Origin of the sequence: Pseudomonas sp. MF4836, assembly GCF_002018875.1 — a bacterium.
Lineage (GTDB): Bacteria > Pseudomonadota > Gammaproteobacteria > Pseudomonadales > Pseudomonadaceae > Aquipseudomonas.
Genome location: NZ_MVOL01000005.1, coordinates 315,842 through 334,237 on the forward strand (window position 1 = coordinate 315,842; position 18,396 = coordinate 334,237).

At 61.6% G+C, this 18,396-nt stretch carries 18 protein-coding genes; 5 read left to right on the forward strand and 13 right to left on the reverse strand.

Going from position 1 to position 18,396, the window contains the following annotated elements:
- Positions 1 to 9: 9 nt before the first annotated feature.
- Entirely contained in the window at positions 10 to 1,329 is a 1,320-nt protein-coding gene (locus tag MF4836_RS14135; RefSeq protein WP_078470802.1) for a PQQ-dependent sugar dehydrogenase, read from the forward strand.
- Positions 1,330 to 1,331: 2 nt separating this feature from the next.
- Here the strand turns inward: MF4836_RS14135 and MF4836_RS14140 are convergent, their stop codons facing one another.
- The 6 genes from MF4836_RS14140 to MF4836_RS14165 form a co-directional block, all read right to left on the reverse strand.
- Positions 1,332 to 1,994 (reverse strand): class I SAM-dependent methyltransferase, encoded by a 663-nt coding sequence (locus MF4836_RS14140; RefSeq protein WP_078470803.1) that lies wholly within the window; start codon positions 1,992 to 1,994, stop codon positions 1,332 to 1,334.
- Positions 1,995 to 2,018: 24 nt separating this feature from the next.
- On the reverse strand, positions 2,019 to 2,552 hold the full coding sequence (locus MF4836_RS14145; RefSeq protein ID WP_020295608.1) for a C40 family peptidase: 534 nt from the start codon (positions 2,550 to 2,552) through the stop codon (positions 2,019 to 2,021).
- Between the two features lie 165 nt (positions 2,553 to 2,717).
- Complete coding sequence (locus tag MF4836_RS14150) at positions 2,718 to 3,338, reverse strand: C40 family peptidase (RefSeq protein ID WP_043228701.1); 621 nt, start codon at positions 3,336 to 3,338, stop codon at positions 2,718 to 2,720.
- A gap of 213 nt (positions 3,339 to 3,551) precedes the next feature.
- On the reverse strand, positions 3,552 to 4,256 hold the full coding sequence (gene hda, locus MF4836_RS14155) for a DnaA regulatory inactivator Hda (RefSeq protein ID WP_078470804.1): 705 nt from the start codon (positions 4,254 to 4,256) through the stop codon (positions 3,552 to 3,554).
- Between the two features lie 228 nt (positions 4,257 to 4,484).
- Positions 4,485 to 5,558 carry an AI-2E family transporter gene (locus tag MF4836_RS14160; protein ID WP_078470805.1) on the reverse strand — a complete coding sequence of 358 codons (1,074 nt, stop codon included), beginning with the start codon at positions 5,556 to 5,558 and terminating at the stop codon, positions 4,485 to 4,487.
- A gap of 35 nt (positions 5,559 to 5,593) precedes the next feature.
- Complete coding sequence (locus MF4836_RS14165; protein ID WP_178102942.1) at positions 5,594 to 6,625, reverse strand: DUF2066 domain-containing protein; 1,032 nt, start codon at positions 6,623 to 6,625, stop codon at positions 5,594 to 5,596.
- 385 nt (positions 6,626 to 7,010) lie between these two features.
- Here MF4836_RS14165 and purM point away from each other — a divergent pair, with 385 nt between their 5' ends.
- The 4 genes from purM to MF4836_RS14185 all read left to right on the forward strand — a co-directional run bounded on the left by purM (position 7,011) and on the right by MF4836_RS14185 (position 9,918).
- Entirely contained in the window at positions 7,011 to 8,069 is a 1,059-nt protein-coding gene (gene purM / locus MF4836_RS14170; RefSeq protein ID WP_020295613.1) for a phosphoribosylformylglycinamidine cyclo-ligase, read from the forward strand.
- Complete coding sequence (purN, locus tag MF4836_RS14175; RefSeq protein ID WP_078470807.1) at positions 8,069 to 8,719, forward strand: phosphoribosylglycinamide formyltransferase; 651 nt, start codon at positions 8,069 to 8,071, stop codon at positions 8,717 to 8,719. The genes purM and purN overlap by 1 nt, the downstream gene beginning before the upstream one ends.
- A gap of 8 nt (positions 8,720 to 8,727) precedes the next feature.
- Positions 8,728 to 9,441, forward strand: a complete 714-nt coding sequence (locus tag MF4836_RS14180) for a DUF3108 domain-containing protein (protein ID WP_020295615.1) — start codon at positions 8,728 to 8,730, stop codon at positions 9,439 to 9,441.
- Positions 9,442 to 9,729: 288 nt separating this feature from the next.
- On the forward strand, positions 9,730 to 9,918 hold the full coding sequence (locus MF4836_RS14185) for a hypothetical protein (protein WP_020295616.1): 189 nt from the start codon (positions 9,730 to 9,732) through the stop codon (positions 9,916 to 9,918).
- Positions 9,919 to 9,974: 56 nt separating this feature from the next.
- Here MF4836_RS14185 and MF4836_RS14190 read toward each other — a convergent pair whose 3' ends face one another.
- The 7 genes from MF4836_RS14190 to MF4836_RS14220 all read right to left on the reverse strand — a co-directional run bounded on the left by MF4836_RS14190 (position 9,975) and on the right by MF4836_RS14220 (position 18,255).
- A complete protein-coding gene (locus MF4836_RS14190) occupies positions 9,975 to 10,514 on the reverse strand; it encodes a DUF2058 domain-containing protein (RefSeq protein WP_020295617.1) in 540 nt (179 codons plus the stop codon).
- Positions 10,515 to 10,540: 26 nt separating this feature from the next.
- Positions 10,541 to 11,374 carry a nucleoside triphosphate pyrophosphohydrolase gene (gene mazG, locus MF4836_RS14195; protein WP_078470808.1) on the reverse strand — a complete coding sequence of 278 codons (834 nt, stop codon included), beginning with the start codon at positions 11,372 to 11,374 and terminating at the stop codon, positions 10,541 to 10,543.
- A gap of 61 nt (positions 11,375 to 11,435) precedes the next feature.
- Positions 11,436 to 13,679 carry a GTP diphosphokinase gene (gene relA, locus MF4836_RS14200; protein ID WP_078470809.1) on the reverse strand — a complete coding sequence of 748 codons (2,244 nt, stop codon included), beginning with the start codon at positions 13,677 to 13,679 and terminating at the stop codon, positions 11,436 to 11,438.
- A 120-nt stretch (positions 13,680 to 13,799) separates the two neighbouring features.
- The gene (gene rlmD / locus MF4836_RS14205; protein WP_078470810.1) at positions 13,800 to 15,152 is read right to left on the reverse strand and encodes a 23S rRNA (uracil(1939)-C(5))-methyltransferase RlmD; all 1,353 of its coding nucleotides are present in this window, start codon (positions 15,150 to 15,152) and stop codon (positions 13,800 to 13,802) included.
- Positions 15,152 to 16,054: a cysteine synthase CysM gene (cysM, locus tag MF4836_RS14210; protein WP_078470811.1), complete on the reverse strand. Its 903-nt coding sequence runs from the start codon at positions 16,052 to 16,054 to the stop codon at positions 15,152 to 15,154. The genes rlmD and cysM overlap by 1 nt, the downstream gene beginning before the upstream one ends.
- A 130-nt stretch (positions 16,055 to 16,184) precedes the next feature.
- A complete protein-coding gene (locus MF4836_RS14215; RefSeq protein ID WP_078470812.1) occupies positions 16,185 to 17,546 on the reverse strand; it encodes a HAMP domain-containing sensor histidine kinase in 1,362 nt (453 codons plus the stop codon).
- On the reverse strand, positions 17,533 to 18,255 hold the full coding sequence (locus MF4836_RS14220; RefSeq protein ID WP_078470942.1) for a response regulator transcription factor: 723 nt from the start codon (positions 18,253 to 18,255) through the stop codon (positions 17,533 to 17,535). Before MF4836_RS14220 ends, MF4836_RS14215 begins: the two co-directional genes overlap by 14 nt.
- Positions 18,256 to 18,396 lie beyond the last annotated feature (141 nt).

An 18,396-nucleotide genomic window follows, 5' to 3' on the forward strand; every position in this document is an offset into this window, starting at 1 on the left:
GACATCGGCATGCTCATCAAGCCCCAATTCGCTCTTCTGATCGCCGTCGCCGCGGGCCTTGCCGGCTGCGGCGAAACCTCCACCCTGCAAGTGTCGGACGGCACCGGCCCGTCACCGCAATTGCCGGAGCCAAATAAAACCCTGATCCCTACGGTGAATATCGCGCCGGCCATCGGCTGGCCCGAGGGCGCTACGCCCATCGCCGCGCCAGGCACCCAGGTCGCGGCCTTCGCCGAAAAGCTCGATCATCCACGCTGGCTCTATGTGCTGCCCAATGGCGACGTGCTGGTGGCCGAGACCAACGCCCCGCCCAAGCCCGATGACAGTAAAGGCATCCGTGGCTGGGTCATGGAGAAGGTCATGGGTCGGGCCGGTGCCGGCGTGCCGAGCGCCAACCGCATCACCTTGCTGCGCGATCAGGACCACGACGGGGTGGCGGAAACCCGCACCGTATTCCTCGAGAACCTGAACTCGCCGTTCGGCATGACCCTGGTCGGCAACGATCTATATGTGGCCGATACCGATCAGTTGCTGCGCTTCCCCTATAAAGACGGTGAAACCTCCATCAGCGCGCCGCCAACCAAAGTCGTCGACCTGCCGGGCGGCACCCTCAACCACCACTGGACCAAGAACGTGATTGCCAGCAAGGACGGCAGCAAGCTTTACGTCACGGTCGGCTCCAACAGCAACGTCGGCGAAAACGGCTTGGACCAGGAGCAGGGACGGGCAGCGATATGGGAGGTGGATCGCGCTACGGGCAACCACCGGATCTTCGCCTCGGGCCTGCGCAACCCCAACGGCCTGGCCTGGGAACCACACAGCGGAAAACTCTGGACCGCGGTCAACGAGCGCGATGAAATCGGCAGCGACCTGGTGCCGGACTACATCACCTCTGTCAAGGACGGCGCCTTCTACGGCTGGCCATTCAGCTACTACGGGCAGCACGTGGACGTGCGGGTCTCGCCACAGAATCTCGACCTGGTGGCCAAGGCCATCGCGCCGGATTATGCAGTCGGGCCGCACACCGCCTCACTGGGCCTGACCTTTGCCGAAGGCAGCAAGTTGCCGGCCTTCACCCAGGGCGCGTTTATCGGCCAGCACGGCTCATGGAACCGCAAGCCCCACAGTGGCTACAAAGTGATTTTCGTCCCGTTCAGCGACGGCAGGCCTCAGGGACAACCGGTGGATGTACTCACGGGCTTTCTCAGCGACGACGAAAAAGCCATGGGCCGCCCGGTCGGCGTAGTGATCGATCAGCAGGGCAGCCTGCTGGTGGCCGACGATGTCGGCAACAAGATCTGGCGCGTATCACCCGCCAAGGCGCAATAACCTCAGCGCTTGCGGCACAAGGTCAGACCGTCCCCCAGGGGTAACAGCGACAGATCGACACGCGGATCATCCTTCAAGGCGCGATTGAGCGCCTGGATGGCCCGGGTGTCGGCGCTGTCCGGCTCGACCTGCAGCACCCTGCCGCTCCACAAGGTGTTATCAAACACCGCCAGCCCGCCCACTCGCAGCAGGCTCAGCGCACTTTCCAGGTAGGCCGGATAATTGGCCTTGTCGGCATCGATAAAGATCAGGTCGAAACTGCCCTGATGCCCCGCCCCCAGCAGTTGACCGAGGGTGTCCAGGGCCGGTGCCAACCGCAGCTCGATGCGCCCCGCCAAGCCGGCTTCCTGCCAGTAGCGGATCGCGGTGGCGTTGTAGTCACCCGGGATATCGCAACAGATCAGTGAACCATCATCCGGCAGCGCCGCCGCCATGCATAACGCGCTATAGCCGGTGAAGGTGCCAACCTCCAGCAGACGGCGTGCGCCCATGAGGCGCACCAATAACGCCAGGAACTGACCCTGCTCCGGCGCCACCTGCCAGCGCGCCATGGGCAGGGCTTGGGTTTCTTCGCGCAAACGGCGCAACAGGGGCGTCTCACGCAAGGAGACGTCCAGCAGATAGTGGTAGAGGGCGTCGTCGAGATTGAGGCTACGGGCAGTCATCAACACCTCGACGCAGGCGGGAAACTAAGGGTTGTGGGCCAACTGCCCGGGTTGCAGGACGCGCTTAGCGCTGAGGTAGGCCTTTTGCCAATAGGCCTTGGACAGGCTGTCCAGCTTGACCGTACCGCCGGTGGCCGGGGCATGGACGAAACGCCCCTCACCGACATAGATCCCGGCATGACTGACCTGGGAACCGCCATTGGTGGCGAAAAAGATCAGGTCACCGGTTTGCAGCGAATCCTTGCTGATATCCGGGGCGCGCATACCGATCATCTCGCGGGTCGAGCGCGGCAGGGAAATGCCCGCGGCGTCGCGATAGACGTAACCGATCAGGCCACTGCAATCGAAACCGGCATCCGGGGTATTGCCACCCCAGCGATACGGCGTACCCACCAGGCCCAAGGCACGAAACAGCACATCTTCGGCAGCAGGGGAAAAGGTCTGAGTGGTATTGAAGACAGGGGCGCGTACTACCGGCGCAGGCGGTGGAGTACGGCTGGCGCAGGCGCTGAGCAGCGCTGCGAGAACAATGAGGGTGAGGCGGGCCGACGTCGACATAAGCAGAACAACCCTGATCCGGATGCGGCTTTCTCTGCCGTGAGGCTGAAAACAAAACCGCGTAAGCAAGGCTTACGCGGTTAGTCATCAACAATAGATCAGGATTCTAGCGGCTACGCGCCAAACTTCAAGTAAGACTTTAAGTTCGCCTTACAAAAAGTACGCTTACTTGCGAGCAGTGACCGTGGTCGGCGCCATGGCGAGTGCACGCTTGGCTTCGATAAAGGTTTTGCTCCAGTAGCGATCGCCCAGGCTATCGACTCGAACACCACCGCTGCGGCGGCTGCTGGAGTGGATGAACTGATCATCGCCCAGGTAGATCCCGGCATGGCTGACACGGCCACGACCATTGGTGCTGAAGAACAGCAGATCACCAGGCTTGAGGTTGTTGCGAGCGACCAGAGGGGCATTCACGTTGATCATCTCGCGGGTGGAGCGCGGCAGGTTCATGCCGGCCTCTTCACGAAACAGATAACCGATAAAACCGCTGCAATCGAAACCGGCTTCAGAGGTGCCGCCGAAACGGTAACGGGTACCGATCAGGGACATGCCGCGTTCAAGGATGCTGTCGGCCAGAACAGGCAGCTGATAAGGCTTGCTATCAGCGAACTCGGCCAGTTCTTTTTCGGTGGCCAGCTCTTCCTGGTAAACAACGGAAGACTGAGCCTTAACAGAGTGTTGAACCTGCTGCACTTGTTGCTGCTGGGTCACTGGAGAGTGAGCGGCGCAACCAAACAACAGGGTGACGAGTGCGAGAGGCACGAGGGGTGCGAAGCGATTTAGCATGGGCACGACCGTGGCTGAAGTTGTAAAGAAGCCGAGACTATGCCCTCTATCGTCCTCATTTGCAAATTCAATCGATCCAAATGTGACTTATGGGTTTCTCCTTTACATCTAAGGCCTTAAGCCCAATTTAAAAGCTGCGCGCGTCCTGATGCGTTTCAGGAAGCGATTTTTTTGGCGCCTGGAATATGCCAAAACCCGCTGCAGGCCGCAGTTTTACCAGCCCAGGGTTTCTTTGAGGAAGGGGATTGTGAGCTTGCGCTGGGCCTGCAAAGAGGCCTGATCGAGACGCTCAAGCAGCTCGAACAACGCGCTCATGCTGCGGGTGCCGCGGGTCAAAATAAAATGCCCGACTTCGTCGGTCAGGTGCAGTCCGCGACGGGAAGCGCGCAACTGCAAGGCACGCAATTTGTCCTCATCGGACAAGGGCCGCATCTGAAAAATCAGCGCCAGGGTCAGGCGCGACTTCAAGTCCGCCAGCTTGACCGGCAATTCCCGAGGCGAGGTCGAGGCCGCGATCAGCAACCGCCGGCCACTGTCACGCAAGCGATTGAACAGGTGGAACAGCGCCTCTTCCCAATCCGCCTTGCCTGCGACCGCCTGCAGGTCATCCAGGCACACCAGTTCGTATTGCTCAAGGTTGTCGAGGATTTCGATACCGCGATCGAGCAGCTCCGCCAATGGCAGGTAGACCGCCGGCTCACCCATTTGCTCGAAACGCAGGCAGGCCGCCTGCAGCAGATGGGTACGCCCTACCCCATCCTTGCCCCACAGGTAGATCAGACTTTCGGTCCAGCCGGCGTCGGCTTCGCAAAGCCGCTCGACATAGCCGAGTGCAGCGGCATTGGCGCCTGGGTAGTAATTGATGAAGGTGGCGTCATCACGCAGACGCACACCTAGGGGCAGCTGAATCGGTTTCATGCTGACTGAACAGTTCGAAATGAACCGTTAGTGGCCTCTGTGTAAAGTTTGCAAAGTTTATACCCGTGACGCCGGCCGCACAATGCAGCAGACCACAAGCAAAATCAAAGGTTTGCGTTAACCGGAGGGAATCAGGGGCGCGGCTTTGACGGCAAATGTGACAGCCAGAAGAAGCGCCAGGGCGACCCCGATCCTGCCGGGGCCGCTCTGGCGCTGTCCCATGAGCGGCTACAAATCCGGGTCTTCGACACCACTGTAGATGTCAGAGTCCTTGTACAAGTCGTGCATATGGCGCACCAGCACCATAATCACCGCCGCCACCGGCAAGGCCAGCAGCACCCCGGTAAAGCCGAACAGTTCGCCGCCCGCCAGGATCGCGAAGATTACCGCCACCGGATGCAGGCCAATGCGATCACCCACCAGCAGCGGCGTCAGGACCATGCCCTCAAGCGCCTGGCCGACCATAAACACCGCGACGATGCCGATCATGGGATACAGGTCGCCGCCGAACTGGAACAACCCGGCAATCAACGCCGCACCAATACCGATGACGAACCCCATATAAGGCACGATGGCCGCCAGGCCGGCGATCAGGCCGATCAACAGCCCCAGCTCCAGCCCTACTAGCATCAAGCCGGCAGCGTAGATCACCCCCAGCGCCAGCATCACCAACAACTGTCCGCGGACAAACGCCCCCAGCACCTCATGGCACTCGCCGGCCAGGGCCACCACGCGCTCTTCGCGATCGCGGGGCAGCAGGCTGCGGATCTTGGCCATCATCAGGTCCCAGTCACGCAACAGATAGAAGCTGACAACCGGGATCAGGACCAGGTTGGCCAGCCAGCCGATCAGCGCCAGGCTCGACGCAGTCGCCTGGCTCAGTACCACGCTGACAATGTCGGTGGTCTGCCCCATATGCTCGCTGATCGCGGCCTTGACCTTGTCGAACTTCCAGAAGCCATCGGCCAGCCCGAGCTTGGACTGCACCCACGGCATGGCCGTGTGCTGCAACCAATCGAGCATCTGCGGCGCCAGCTCGTACAGGCGGAACAGTTGCTTGGCCAGCATCGGCACCAGGATCAGCAACAGCGCCATGACGATCAGCGTAAACAGCGCGAACACCGCCACCACGCCCCAGGTGCGCGAAAGGCCATGTTTTTCCAGGCGATCCACCAGCGGGTCGAACAGATACGCCAGCAGCAGGGCCACTAGGAACGGCGTCAGGATCGGATGCAACAGGTACACAAACGCACACAACAGGGCCAACCCGCCCAACCAGACCCAACGACGCGAATCGGCCATGAACCACTCCATCTTCTATATAAGGAAAGAACTGCTTACCAACGAAAGCGCAACTGCGGAGTCGGTGCCGCCACAGCGCCTTCGACCGCCGGCTGAGCCGGCGCCGGGGCCTCGCCAGGCGCTACCTCCGCCAGCTTGGCCAGGGACAACTGCGCCCGCACCTGCTCCGGGCTGCCATTGACCCGGTAGACCACGCGATCACCCTCGACGCTCTGCAACTGCGCACCAAAAGGCTCCAACAAATGCTCCAGCGCCGCGTAGCGTTCCAGGTTCATGCCCTGCACTTCGAGCAACTGCTCGCTGGCCGTTCCCGGCTTGCTGACAAAACGCGGCGCCAGGCGCTGGCTGACCGCCAGCAACACGGCATCGGCCAGCGCCGCGGTATCGGCCCCCTGGACGCTGCCCTGCTCTTTTTGATCCCCCAGCCACAGGCGCCATTTGGCCTGCCACTGACCGCCCTCTTCCCGGGCATGCACGGCCAGCAAGGCATCGGCCCCATAACGTTCGGATGCCGCGCGTAACGGCGCCGGGTCCGCCCCCTCCAGGTTCGGAGCAGTGGCCACCAATTGCTCTTCCAGGTCACCCAGCGGCAGACGCAGTGGCAAACCGCGATGCTGCGCCGCGCGCCGCAGCGGCAAGGCGCTGGCCTGGCCATCCCCCACCAGGCTCGAGCCCTCGACCGAGTCGCTCAACCACCAGCCAAGGATGGAGGGGCGATTAGTGCCCCACAACGACAAACCCGCCTGGCGCAGCGCGCGATCAGTACTCACCGGGTCGAAATCGACCTGCAGGCTCTCCGGCGGCCCGGCGTCATAACCGTATTGGCTGATGATCTGCTGCGGGTCCTTGCGCACTGCCGCCAGCCCGGGGCCCTGGGCCGCCTTGGCGTCGCCGGTCAAGCGCAATACCAGGGTCTCCAGCGCACGCTGGGTGGCCTGCTCACGCTCTTCCGGAGTTTGGCTGCTGACCGGTTCGCGAACTTGATAAAGGCCATTGAGGGTTTCGGCATGACTCGCCAGGCTGACCAACGACAAACAGCCCACAAAAAGAAATTTACACAGACGCATGGAAGATTCCCGACGACAAAAAACGGTTGAAACAGAACCTGTGAAGCAGATCGCGCAAGGCTGTGACCACTGACTCCGGCAAAACATTCACAGGTCCCGGGTAAGTTTTCGTACTGCCATAACGATAGCCGCTTAGAGGCTATACCTTATACAGCCATGTACACGGCCACCAACATGCGCCGTAATGGTTTTTTTAACGCGATATACCCCTGCCCGTCGGCCCGAGGATGGCCGCTGCCTCTCAAGCCTGATAAAATCGCGCGCCTTCGCAGACCGGCTATAGCTGGGCACCCTGAAATACTCCGACGGCAAACCCGCTCGCAGTGTCTTGGCGGTCTCACTGGACTCGGTCGATACCCCTGAATCCCCCCTAAAGGCCTGGATCATGAGCAAGCAACCCTCCCTGAGCTACAAGGACGCCGGTGTAGACATCGACGCCGGTGAAGCATTGGTCGAACGCATCAAGAGCGTCGCCAAGCGCACTGCGCGCCCGGAAGTCATGGGCGGCCTGGGCGGTTTCGGCGCCCTCTGCGAAATCCCGGCCGGCTACAAACAGCCTGTGCTGGTCTCCGGCACCGACGGCGTGGGCACCAAATTGCGCCTGGCGCTGAACCTGAACAAGCACGACAGCATCGGCATCGACCTGGTAGCCATGTGCGTCAACGACCTGGTGGTCTGTGGCGCCGAGCCGCTGTTTTTCCTCGACTACTACGCCACCGGCAAGCTCAACGTTGAAACCGCCACCCAAGTGGTCACCGGTATCGGCGCTGGCTGCGAACTGTCCGGCTGCTCCCTGGTCGGCGGCGAAACCGCTGAAATGCCTGGCATGTACGAAGGCGAAGACTACGACCTGGCCGGCTTCTGCGTCGGCGTCGTGGAAAAATCCGAAATCATCGACGGCTCGAAAGTCGCTGCCGGCGACGCCCTGCTGGCCCTGCCATCGTCCGGCCCGCACTCCAACGGCTACTCGCTGATCCGCAAGATCATCGAAGTGTCGGGTGCCGACATCGAAAACATCCAGCTCGACGGCAAACCGCTGACCGACCTGCTGATGGCTCCGACCCGCATCTACGTCAAACCGCTGCTCAAGCTGATCAAGGACACCGGCGCAGTCAAGGCCATGGCCCACATCACTGGCGGCGGCCTGCTGGACAACATTCCGCGCGTCCTGCCAAAAGGCGCCCAGGCGATTGTCGACGTGGCCAGCTGGCAGCGTCCTGCGGTATTCGACTGGCTGCAAGAGAAAGGCAACGTCAATGAAACCGAAATGCACCGCGTGCTGAACTGCGGCGTGGGCATGGTCATCTGCGTGGCTCAAGAGCACGTTGAAACCGCGCTGAACGTACTGCGTGAAGCCGGCGAGCAGCCTTGGGTCATCGGCCAGATCGCCACCGCCCCTGAAGGCGCGGCTCAGGTTGAACTGAAGAACCTTAAGGCGCACTGATGCCTGCAACCTGTGATGTCGTGGTGCTGCTCTCCGGCACCGGCAGTAACTTGCAGGCCCTGATCGACAGCACGCGCACCGGCGACAGCCCGGTGCGCATCGCTGCGGTGATCTCCAACCGCGCCGACGCCTACGGCCTGCAACGCGCCAAGGATGCGGGGATCGCGACCCGCGCCCTGGATCACAAGGCCTTCGAAGGCCGCGAAGCCTTCGATGCCGCGCTGATCGAACTGATCGACGCCTTCCACCCCAAACTGGTGGTACTGGCCGGCTTCATGCGCATTCTCAGCGCGGACTTCGTGCGTCACTACCAGGGCCGCCTGCTCAATATCCATCCCTCGCTGCTACCCAAATACAAAGGGTTACATACTCACCAGCGCGCGCTGGAGGCCGCAGACACTGAGCACGGCTGCAGCGTGCACTTTGTCACCGAGGAACTCGATGGCGGACCTCTGGTCGTACAGGCAGTGATCCCGGTAGAGTTGGACGACTCGCCGCACAGCCTGGCGCAGCGAGTACATGCCCAGGAACACCATATCTACCCGCTGGCCGTGCGCTGGTTTGCCGAAGGTCGGCTGACGCTCGGCGAACAGGGTGCTTTACTGGATGGTCAGCTACTTGCCGCCAGCGGCTATTTGATTCGAACCTAGGAGATTTTATGCGTCGTGCCCTGCTCTTCGCTTGCGCTCTGCTCGCCCTGCCCGTTGTGCAGGCGGCGGACCTTCAACCTTTCTCCGCCAGCTATACCGCCGACTGGAAACAGCTTCCAATGAGCGGTACCGCTGAACGCAGCCTTGAAAAAACCAGCAATGGCGCCTGGAAGCTGAGCTTCAAGGCCTCCATGATGATTGCCAGCCTCACCGAAGAAAGCACCCTGACTCTGGACAAGGACACCTTGCTGCCTCAGTCCTACCACTTCGAACGTGGCGGCCTGGGCAAAGCCAAAAAAGCTGACCTGGACTTCGACTGGACCGCCAAGATGGTCACCGGCACCGACCGTGGCGATCCGGTGAAGCTGTCGCTCAATCGCGGCATGGTCGACAAGTCCACCTATCAACTGGCCCTGCAGCACGATGTAGCCGCCGGCAAGAAGAGCATGAGCTACCAGGTCGTCGACGGTGGCGAAGTCGACACCTATGACTTCCGTGTCCTGGGTGCCGAGAAGGTCGATACCAAGGCCGGCCAGATCGAAGCGATCAAGGTCGAGCGCGTGCGTGATCCGACGCAAAGCAAGCGCACCACGGTGATGTGGTTCGCCAAGGACTGGGACTACCTGCTGGTCCGCCTGCAGCAGGTTGAAACCGACGGCAAGGAGTACAACATCATGCTCCTCAACGGCACCGTCAACGGCAAGGCTGTCAAAGGCAGCTGATCCGACTTCACCCGATAAAAAGCCTCGCTCATGCGGGGCTTTTTTTCGCCTGCCTTTCCGAAGATCCGCCTTCGACAGGCCTAACCCGCAAGCCGGCGAAGATGAAACTTTTGTCATAAAACTCAGCGGCCTGCGGCGAAATGTCACGGTTTCCGCGGCCTGCAGGACTTTTGCCGATTCTGCAAATATCTGTTGCAGCTCAAGAGCATTTACTTAGCAAGCTAACAAAATATATAACGAAGGCCTGCACACGCCTTGCTGCAGATCAACAGAGATTGGAGCTAGCAGATGACTGTAAAAGTAACTGAACGCGACGATTCACATATGTCCCATGAAGGCGTAGCCGCAGGTATACGGATCTGGGACGTGCATCAACAAGACATGCTGGTGGGGATGTTTCATTCCGAAACCGACGCCCACAGCTATAAAGCTGAACTTGAAAAGCAAGAGCAGGGCCGAACGACTCAGGCCTCCTGACCGACTTGAAAAACCACAAACCCCGCCATAAGCGGGGTTTGTCGTTTACTGCGGCCTTACCACATCAGATCGTCAGGGATCTGGTAGGCGGCGTACGGATCATCCTCATCCGGCGCCTCGGTCGGCGTATTGAGCTGGACGATGCGCTGCGGATCGCGTTCCTGGATCTTCAGCGCCGCCTCACGAGGGATCACCTCGTAGCCGCCGCCGTGGTGCACGATGGCCAACGAACCACTGCTCAACTTGTTGCGCATCAGCGCGTTCACCGACAAGCGCTTGACCTTCTTGTCGTCGACGAAGTTGTAGTAGTCCTCGGTGGTCAGCTTGGGCAGGCGTGACACCTCGATCAACTGCTTGACCTGAGCCGCACGGGCCTTCTGCTCGGCCTTCTCCTGCTGCTGACGGTTCAGCTCCTGGTCACGCTTGACCTTTTCGGCCATCGCTTCCTGAGCCGCACGTTGCTGCGAATCGTCCAGTTCAATCTGGCCTTTATGGGCCAGGCGTTGCTGCTTCTGCTTGTCTTTGCCGACCTGTTTGGCCTGCTTTTGGTTGACCAGCCCTGCTTTGAGCAACTGGTCGCGAAGGGAAAGGCTCATGGTGCTTACTCACTTAGGCAACAGCCTCAGCCACAGCTGGGCGAATTCTTTTCCTGACGTTTGGCTTCGCCCCACAAGGCGTCCAACTCTTCGAGGGTGCAATCTTCCATGGGACGGTGGGTCTCGCGCAATGCCTGCTCGATAAATCGGAAGCGTCGCTCGAACTTGGCATTGGCACCGCGCAAGGCGGTTTCGGGGTCGACCTTCAGATGCCGGGCCAGGTTGACCGCAGCAAACAGCAGATCGCCGATTTCATCGGTGATCGCCGCCGGGTCGTTGTCGACCATGGCTTCGAGCACCTCATCGAGCTCTTCACGGACCTTGTCCACCACCGGCAGCGCGTCCGGCCAATCGAACCCGACCTGGGCTGCGCGTTTTTGCAACTTGGCGGAGCGCGACAACGCCGGCAGGACTGCCGGTACATCATCGAGCAGGGACAACTGCAACGGGGCCGCCGACTGCTCGGCGCGCTCCTGGGCCTTGATCTCTTCCCAGCGGCGCTTGACCTGCTCTTCATCGAGCCGTGGCGTGTCCAGCGGTGCGTACAGGTCACCGGTAGGGAATACGTGGGGATGACGCCGGATCAACTTGCGGGTGATGCTGTCGACCACGCCGTCGAATTCAAAGCGACCCTCCTCCCGCGCCAGCTGGCTGTAATACACCACCTGGAACAGCAGGTCGCCCAATTCACCCTGCAAATGATCGAAGTCGCCGCGCTCGATGGCGTCGGCCACTTCATAGGCTTCTTCGAGGGTATGCGGGACGATGCTGGCGTAGGTCTGCTTGATATCCCAGGGGCAACCGTATTGCGGGTCACGCAGCCGGGCCATCAGGTGCAACAAATCTTCAAGGCTGTACATCAATTCATCCATTTCACACAGGCCATGGCCGCCGCCGGTCGAAACCGGCGGCGACGACAGGTCATGGGGTCCGGTTGCGGCGGGTTTCGATGATGTTCGGCAGCTGGGAAATCCGCCCCAGCAACCGCCCCAGCGCGTCCAACCCCGGGATCTCGATGGTCAGGGACATCAACGCCGTGTTGTCCTCTTTGTTCGAGCGGGTGTTGACCGCCAGCACGTTGATCCGCTCGTTGAGCAGCACCTGGGAAACATCGCGCAGCAACCCGGAGCGGTCGTAGGCGCGGATGATGATGTCGACCGGGTAGGTCAACACCGGTACCGGGCCCCAACTGACCTGGATGATCCGCTCCGGCTCGCGCCCGGACAGTTGCAGCACCGAGGCGCAATCCTGGCGGTGAATGCTCACCCCCCGGCCCTGGGTGATGTAACCGACGATCGCATCCCCGGGCAGCGGCTGGCAGCAGCCGGCCATCTGGGTCATCAGGTTGCCCACGCCCTGGATCTGGATATCGCCGCGCTTGCCCGGCTTGTAGCCAGTGGCCTTGCGTGGAATCAGCTCCAGTTGCTCGTTGCCGCGTTCCGGCTCCACCAGTTGCTGGGCCAGGTTGACCAGTTGCGCCAGGCGCAGGTCGCCAGCCCCGAGAGCAGCAAACATGTCCTCGGCGATTTTCATGTTGGCCTTTTCGGCCAGCTTGTCGAAATCCACCTGGGGCAGGTCGAGGCGATTGAGCTCACGCTCGAGCAAGGTCTTGCCGGCGGCGACGTTCTGATCGCGAGCCTGCAACTTGAACCAGTGCACGATCTTCGCCCGTGCCCGGGACGTGGTCACGTAGCCCAGGTTCGGGTTCAGCCAGTCGCGACTCGGCGTACCGTGCTTGCTGGTGATGATCTCCACCTGCTCGCCGGTCTGCAGGCTGTAGTTGAGCGGAACGATACGCCCGTTGATCTTCGCACCGCGGCAGTTATGGCCGATTTCGGTGTGTACCCGGTAGGCGAAGTCCAGCGGCGTCGCACCTTTGGGCAGGTCGATGGCGTGACCGTCCGGGGTGAAGATGTACACCCGGTCCGGCTCGATATCGACCCGCAGCTGCTCGGCCAGGCCGCCGATATCACCCAATTCTTCATGCCATTCGAGCACCTGGCGCAGCCAGGAAATCTTCTCTTCGTAATGGTTCGAGCCGGATTTGACGTCAGTGCCCTTGTAGCGCCAGTGTGCGCAGACGCCCAGTTCCGCCTCCTCATGCATCGAGTGGGTGCGGATCTGCACTTCCAGCACCTTGCCCTCGGGCCCGATCACTGCGGTGTGCAGGGAGCGGTAGCCGTTTTCCTTGGGGTTGGCGATGTAGTCGTCGAACTCTTTGGGAATGTGCCGCCACAGGGTGTGGACGATCCCCAGCGCGGTGTAGCAGTCGCGCATTTCCGGGACCAGCACCCGCACCGCACGCACGTCGTAGATCTGGCTGAACTCCAGACCCTTGCGCTGCATTTTCCGCCAGATCGAATAGATGTGCTTGGCCCGGCCGCTGATGTCGGCATCGACGCCGGTGGCCTGCAATTCAATCTGCAACTGATTCATCACGTCAGAGATAAACCGCTCGCGATCCAGGCGCCGCTCGTGGAGCAGGGTCGCGATCTGCTTGTATTGCTCGGGCTCCAGGTAACGGAACGACAGGTCTTCGAGCTCCCACTTGATATGGCCGATACCGAGTCGGTGAGCCAGGGGGGCGTAGATATCGAAGACTTCGCGGGCAACCCGGTTGCGTTTTTCATCGTCGGCGGTTTTTACCGCACGAATCGCACAGGTGCGTTCGGCCAGCTTGATCAGGGCCACGCGCACGTCGTCGACCATGGCCACCAGCATCTTGCGCAGGTTCTCGACCTGCGCCTGGGTGCCTAGCACCAGGGACTGGCGCGGGCTCAGGCTGGCGCTGATCGCCGCCATGCGCAGCACGCCGTCAATCAGCTTGGCCACGACCGTGCCGAAGCGCTGACTGACCGCAGGCAACTGGATCTGGCCTTCGCGGACGCCACGATAAAGTATCGCCGCCACCAGCGAATCCTGGTCCAGCTTGAGGTCGGCGAGGATCTCGGCGATCTCAAGGCCGGTGCGAAAACTCGAGGTGCCTTCGGCCCACAGGTTCTTCGCCGCATTGTGTTGTTGCTCGGCCTCGCGAGCGTACTCGCAGGCTTCTTTCAAGGCTTCACGGTCAAGTGCCAGATCGACGCTGACCGCATGATCGAGCCATGCCTCGAGATTGATACTGCCGTCGGTGTTGATCGGCTGGTGCGCTCTCACCTGTACCATCTTGCTTTACCTTCCCTACGACGCACATTCAATGCGTCAAATCGCTGACCTTAGGTGCCAGGGCCTGCTCGCAGGGCCAGCGAGCGGTGCCTGGCGGCCAGTCGGATTAGACGAGCCATCCTAGCTCGCTTCAAATAACGCCATGGCTTCGACATGCGCCGTCTGAGGAAACATATCGAGGATCCCGGCACGTTTTAACCGATAGCCCTGTTTGACCAATTCGACCGTGTCACGCGCCAAAGTTGCAGGGTTGCATGACACATAGACCAACCGTTGGGCGCCGAGGCTCGCAAGCTTGCGGACTACCTCGAAAGCACCGTCACGGGGTGGGTCCAAGAGTACCGCAGAAAAGCCCTCTTCCGCCCACTCGACAGCACCCAGAGGCTGCGATAAATCGGCCTGAAAAAACTGCGTGTTATGCAAATTGTTGCTGGCTGCGTTTTCAGCCGCGCGAGCCACCATGCTCGCCACGCCTTCAACCGCCACCACCTGGCGAACCTGCTGCGCCAGGGGCAAGGCAAAATTGCCCAGGCCGCAGAACAGGTCTAGGACCCGCTCATCAGCCTTCGGTGCCAGCCACTCCAGAGCCTGGGCCACCATCGCTTCGTTGACGCCGGCATTGACCTGGACGAAGTCCCCTGGTCGATACGCCAGGTGCAAATTCCAGGATTCCAGGCGAAAGCCCAGTGCCTGATTCGGCTCCAGGGGCTGTGGATCGCCTTCGCCATGCAGCCACAACTGGGCATCATGGAAGGTGCAGAATTCCTTGAGAATGCTCAGGTCAGCCTCGGACAACGGCGCCATGTGCCGCAGCAGCACGGCAATCGCCGAGCCGCTGAACAGCTCCACGTGCCCCAGGGCCTGAGGCTTGCTCAAGCGCTGCAACATGGCCGGCAAGCGGCTCATGATCGGTTGCAAGGGCTGTACCAGCACTGGGCACTCGCTGATGGCAACGATGTCCTGGCTGCCGGCGGCACGGAAACCCACTTCAAGTTTTTTCGCCTTGGCATCCCAGCGCACGGCGATCCGCGCGCGACGCCGATAGCCAAACTCGGGACCGCTCAGCGGCGCCGCCCATTCATCGGGCTGCACGCCGGCAACCCGCGACAATTGTTCGGCGAGCATGCGCTGTTTCAGGGCCAGTTGTTCGTCGTGGGGCAGATGCTGGACACTGCAACCGCCGCAGCGGCCGGCATGGGCGCACGGCATCGGCCGACGCAGCTCGCTGGCCTGGAACACACGCTCGGTGCGCGCTTCTACGACCTTGCCGTGAGCACCCAGCACCCGCGCCTCGACCTCCTCCCCCGCCAGCGCCCCGGTGACAAACCAGGTGCGTCCGTCGAGAAAGGCAATCCCCCGGCCGTCATTGGCCAGGCGCTCGATGCTCAGGCGCTGCTTTTTACCGGTCGGTATCTGTGGGGCCCGGCTACCGCCCGTGGGCTGGAAGCGCAGGCCTCTCTCGTGCTTGGCCATCAGTTGGGCGCATCGAAGATGCCGGTCGACAGGTAACGATCGCCACGGTCACAAATGATCGCGACCATCACCGCGTTTTCCACTTCCCGGGACAGGCGCAGCATCGCCGCCACCGCACCGCCTGAAGAGACGCCACAGAAAATGCCCTCTTCACGGGCCAGGCGCCGGGTTACGTCTTCGGCTTCGCTCTGGGCCATGTCGACGATGCGGTCGACGCGGCTGGCCTGGTAGATCTTCGGCAGGTATTCCTCGGGCCAGCGGCGAATGCCGGGGATGGCCGAGCCTTCCATCGGCTGCAGGCCGATGATCTGCACATTGGGGTTCTGTTCTTTCAGGTAGCGCGAGGTGCCCATGATGGTACCGGTGGTCCCCATGGAGCTGATGAAGTGGGTGATCCCGCCCTCGGTCTGACGCCAGATTTCCGGGCCGGTGCCGGTGTAATGCGCCTCGGGGTTGTCGCCGTTGGCGAACTGGTCGAGCACCTTGCCACGGCCTTCGGCCTGCATCCGCTCAGCGAGATCGCGCGCGCCTTCCATGCCCTCTTCCTGGCTGACCAGGATCAACTCGGCACCGTAGGCTGTCATCGCGGCCTTGCGCTCGGCACTGGAGTTGTCGGGCATGATCAGGATCATTTTGTAACCCTTGATCGCCGCTGCCATGGCCAGGGCAATCCCGGTGTTGCCGGAGGTCGCCTCGATCAGGGTGTCGCCCGAGTGGATCTGCCCACGCAACTCGGCGCGAGTGATCATCGACAGCGCCGGACGGTCCTTGACCGAGCCGGCCGGGTTATTACCCTCAAGCTTGAGCAGCAGGGTGTTGCTGGTGGCTCCGGGCAGGCGCTGCAGGCGCACCAGCGGGGTGTTGCCGACGCAATCGGCGATGGTTGGGTACTGCAAGGTCATGACGTATTCGCAATCCAGACTGCGGGGGCGCCTATCATACCGGCAAACGTGCGCAGGCCATATCACGCAAAGTGCGGGGCTTATGGCTTAAAGGCATAAGCCCCACTCAGACCCATCGCGACCTTAGGGCTTATACGCTGGCAGCCAGCAGGCGCATGTGCAGGCGCAAGCCGCGCTCGGTGTTTTCCGCCCAGATCTGGCCGCCCTGGCGCTGCACCGCATTGCGCGCGATGCTCAGGCCCAGGCCGAAGCCACCGTTGCCAGGCCGCGAACCGTCGAGGCGGGTAAAGGGCGCGAAAATCCGCTCCAGGTCCGCTTCGTCCACCCCTCCTCCCTGATCTTCCAGCCACAGGTGCCAGTATTCCCCCTCGCGGCAGCCATCAAGGCTGACCACCGCACCGAACGGCGAATGGCGGATGGCATTGCGCAGGACATTTTCCAGGGCCTGGGCCAGGGTATTGAGGTTGCCGCGCACCCAGCACGCCGCCGTCAGTTCGCATTGCAACTGCTGCGCCGACCAGCCACTTTCAAAGCAGGCATTTTCCGTGAGCATTTCCCACAGCGCCTGCACCTGGATTTCCTCCGCCGCCAGGGGCGCGCGCTCGGTGTCGAGCCAGGCCAGTTGCAGGCTGTCTTCCACCAAGCGCTGCATGCCGTCGACTTCCCGAGACAAACGTTCGCGCAGAGCGGCCAGGCTGTGTTCGCTGTCGCACGCCACGCGCAGGCGACTCAGCGGCGTGCGCAGTTCATGGGAAAGGTCGCGCAGCAGTTGTTGCTGGAGGGACACGGTGCCTTGCAGGCGCTCGGACATTTGATCGAAGGCCCGGCCCAGTTCGCCCAATTCATCCTGGCGGCTGGTGGTCTGGCTGGAGACGCGTGCATTCAATTGATCGGCGTTCCAGGCGTTGGCCTGTTCCCGCAACTGGTTCAGGGGCACCACCAGCAACCGGTACAGACCGACGCACAGCAACAGGGTGAACAAACCGGGGATCACGCCATTGGTCAGCACCCGCCACAGCAACCGGTACTGCCCGGGCATGAAACGCTGCGGCAACTCGATCACCAGGCTGCCGGCATCCGGGTCGCTGGGAAAGGGAATCCGCAACCAGGGCAAGCCACGGGTGTGCAGGCTCACCGGCCAATCAAGGCCGCGCAGAAAGGTCAGGCGCTGGTTTTCCCGGGTGCTCAGGGGCTTGCTGCTCAGTGACTGCAAGTCCTCGCCTATGACCCCGATCCAGGTCGATTCACGCGTGCCCATGTCCTGCAGCCAGGCATCGACCCCTTCGTTCTGCCCCTGGGCCCAGGCCTGTTCGGCCTGGGCGGCGTACTCCAGCAAGGTGCTGCGCGCCTCATGGGAGAGGAACAGGTTCTTCTGTTCCATGTAGCGGCCCCAGGACCAACTGAGCCAGATCATCAGCAGGCAGAAGGCAACCAACAACAACGCCAATTTCCAGAACAGTGAGTGCCGACCCGGCACGTCAGACCACCTCATCGACGGCACTCAGTACATAGCCCTTGCCCCAGACCGTGCGCACCTCGCGCTCGGCGTAGCCGATGGCCTTGAGCTTGCGGCGGATCTGGCTGACATGCATGTCCAGGCTGCGGTCATGGGGGGCATAACCGCGCTGCAGGACATGCTGATAAAGGAAGGCTTTGCTGAGGACTTCATCGGCGCTGCGGTTCAAGGTCTCCAGCAGCCGGTACTCGCTGCGGGTAAACCCGGCCCATTGCTGGCCAAAATACACATCGCACAGTTCATCGTCGAAACGCAGGCTGTGACTGTCGCGGTTCAAAGGAATAGCCACCGGACGCCGGTCGAGGGCCACGCGTCGCAGGATGGCTTCGATGCGCACCCGCAACTCGGCCATGCTGAACGGCTTGGGCAGGTAGTCGTCAGCCCCCAGGCGAAAGCCACTGATGCGATCGGCCTCGGCGCCCAGGGCCGACATCAGCACCACGGGTGTCGAGTGGCTCTGGCGCAGATGGGTCAGCACCGACAAGCCGTCCATGCCGGGCAGCAGAATATCCATCAACACCACGTCAAATGAACGCTCGCGCGCCATCTCCAGGCCTTCCCAGCCATTCTGGCACCAGGTCACCTCGAAACCGGAACGGCCCAATTGCTCGTGCACATAAGCGCCGAGCACAAGATCATCTTCAATCGCCAGGATGCGCGGATGGCCAACAGATACGGGAGTCATTAGCTTCTGCAAGTAATTCTCAATCATGCAATTATTCAAGATTGCCCGACCACGAGCAACCAATGCCTGGATTCGGGCCCGATAAACGCCCAACGGTTGTTTCGGGCCCTGCGCAATTTGCCAAGATCGCTGACTCGCAAA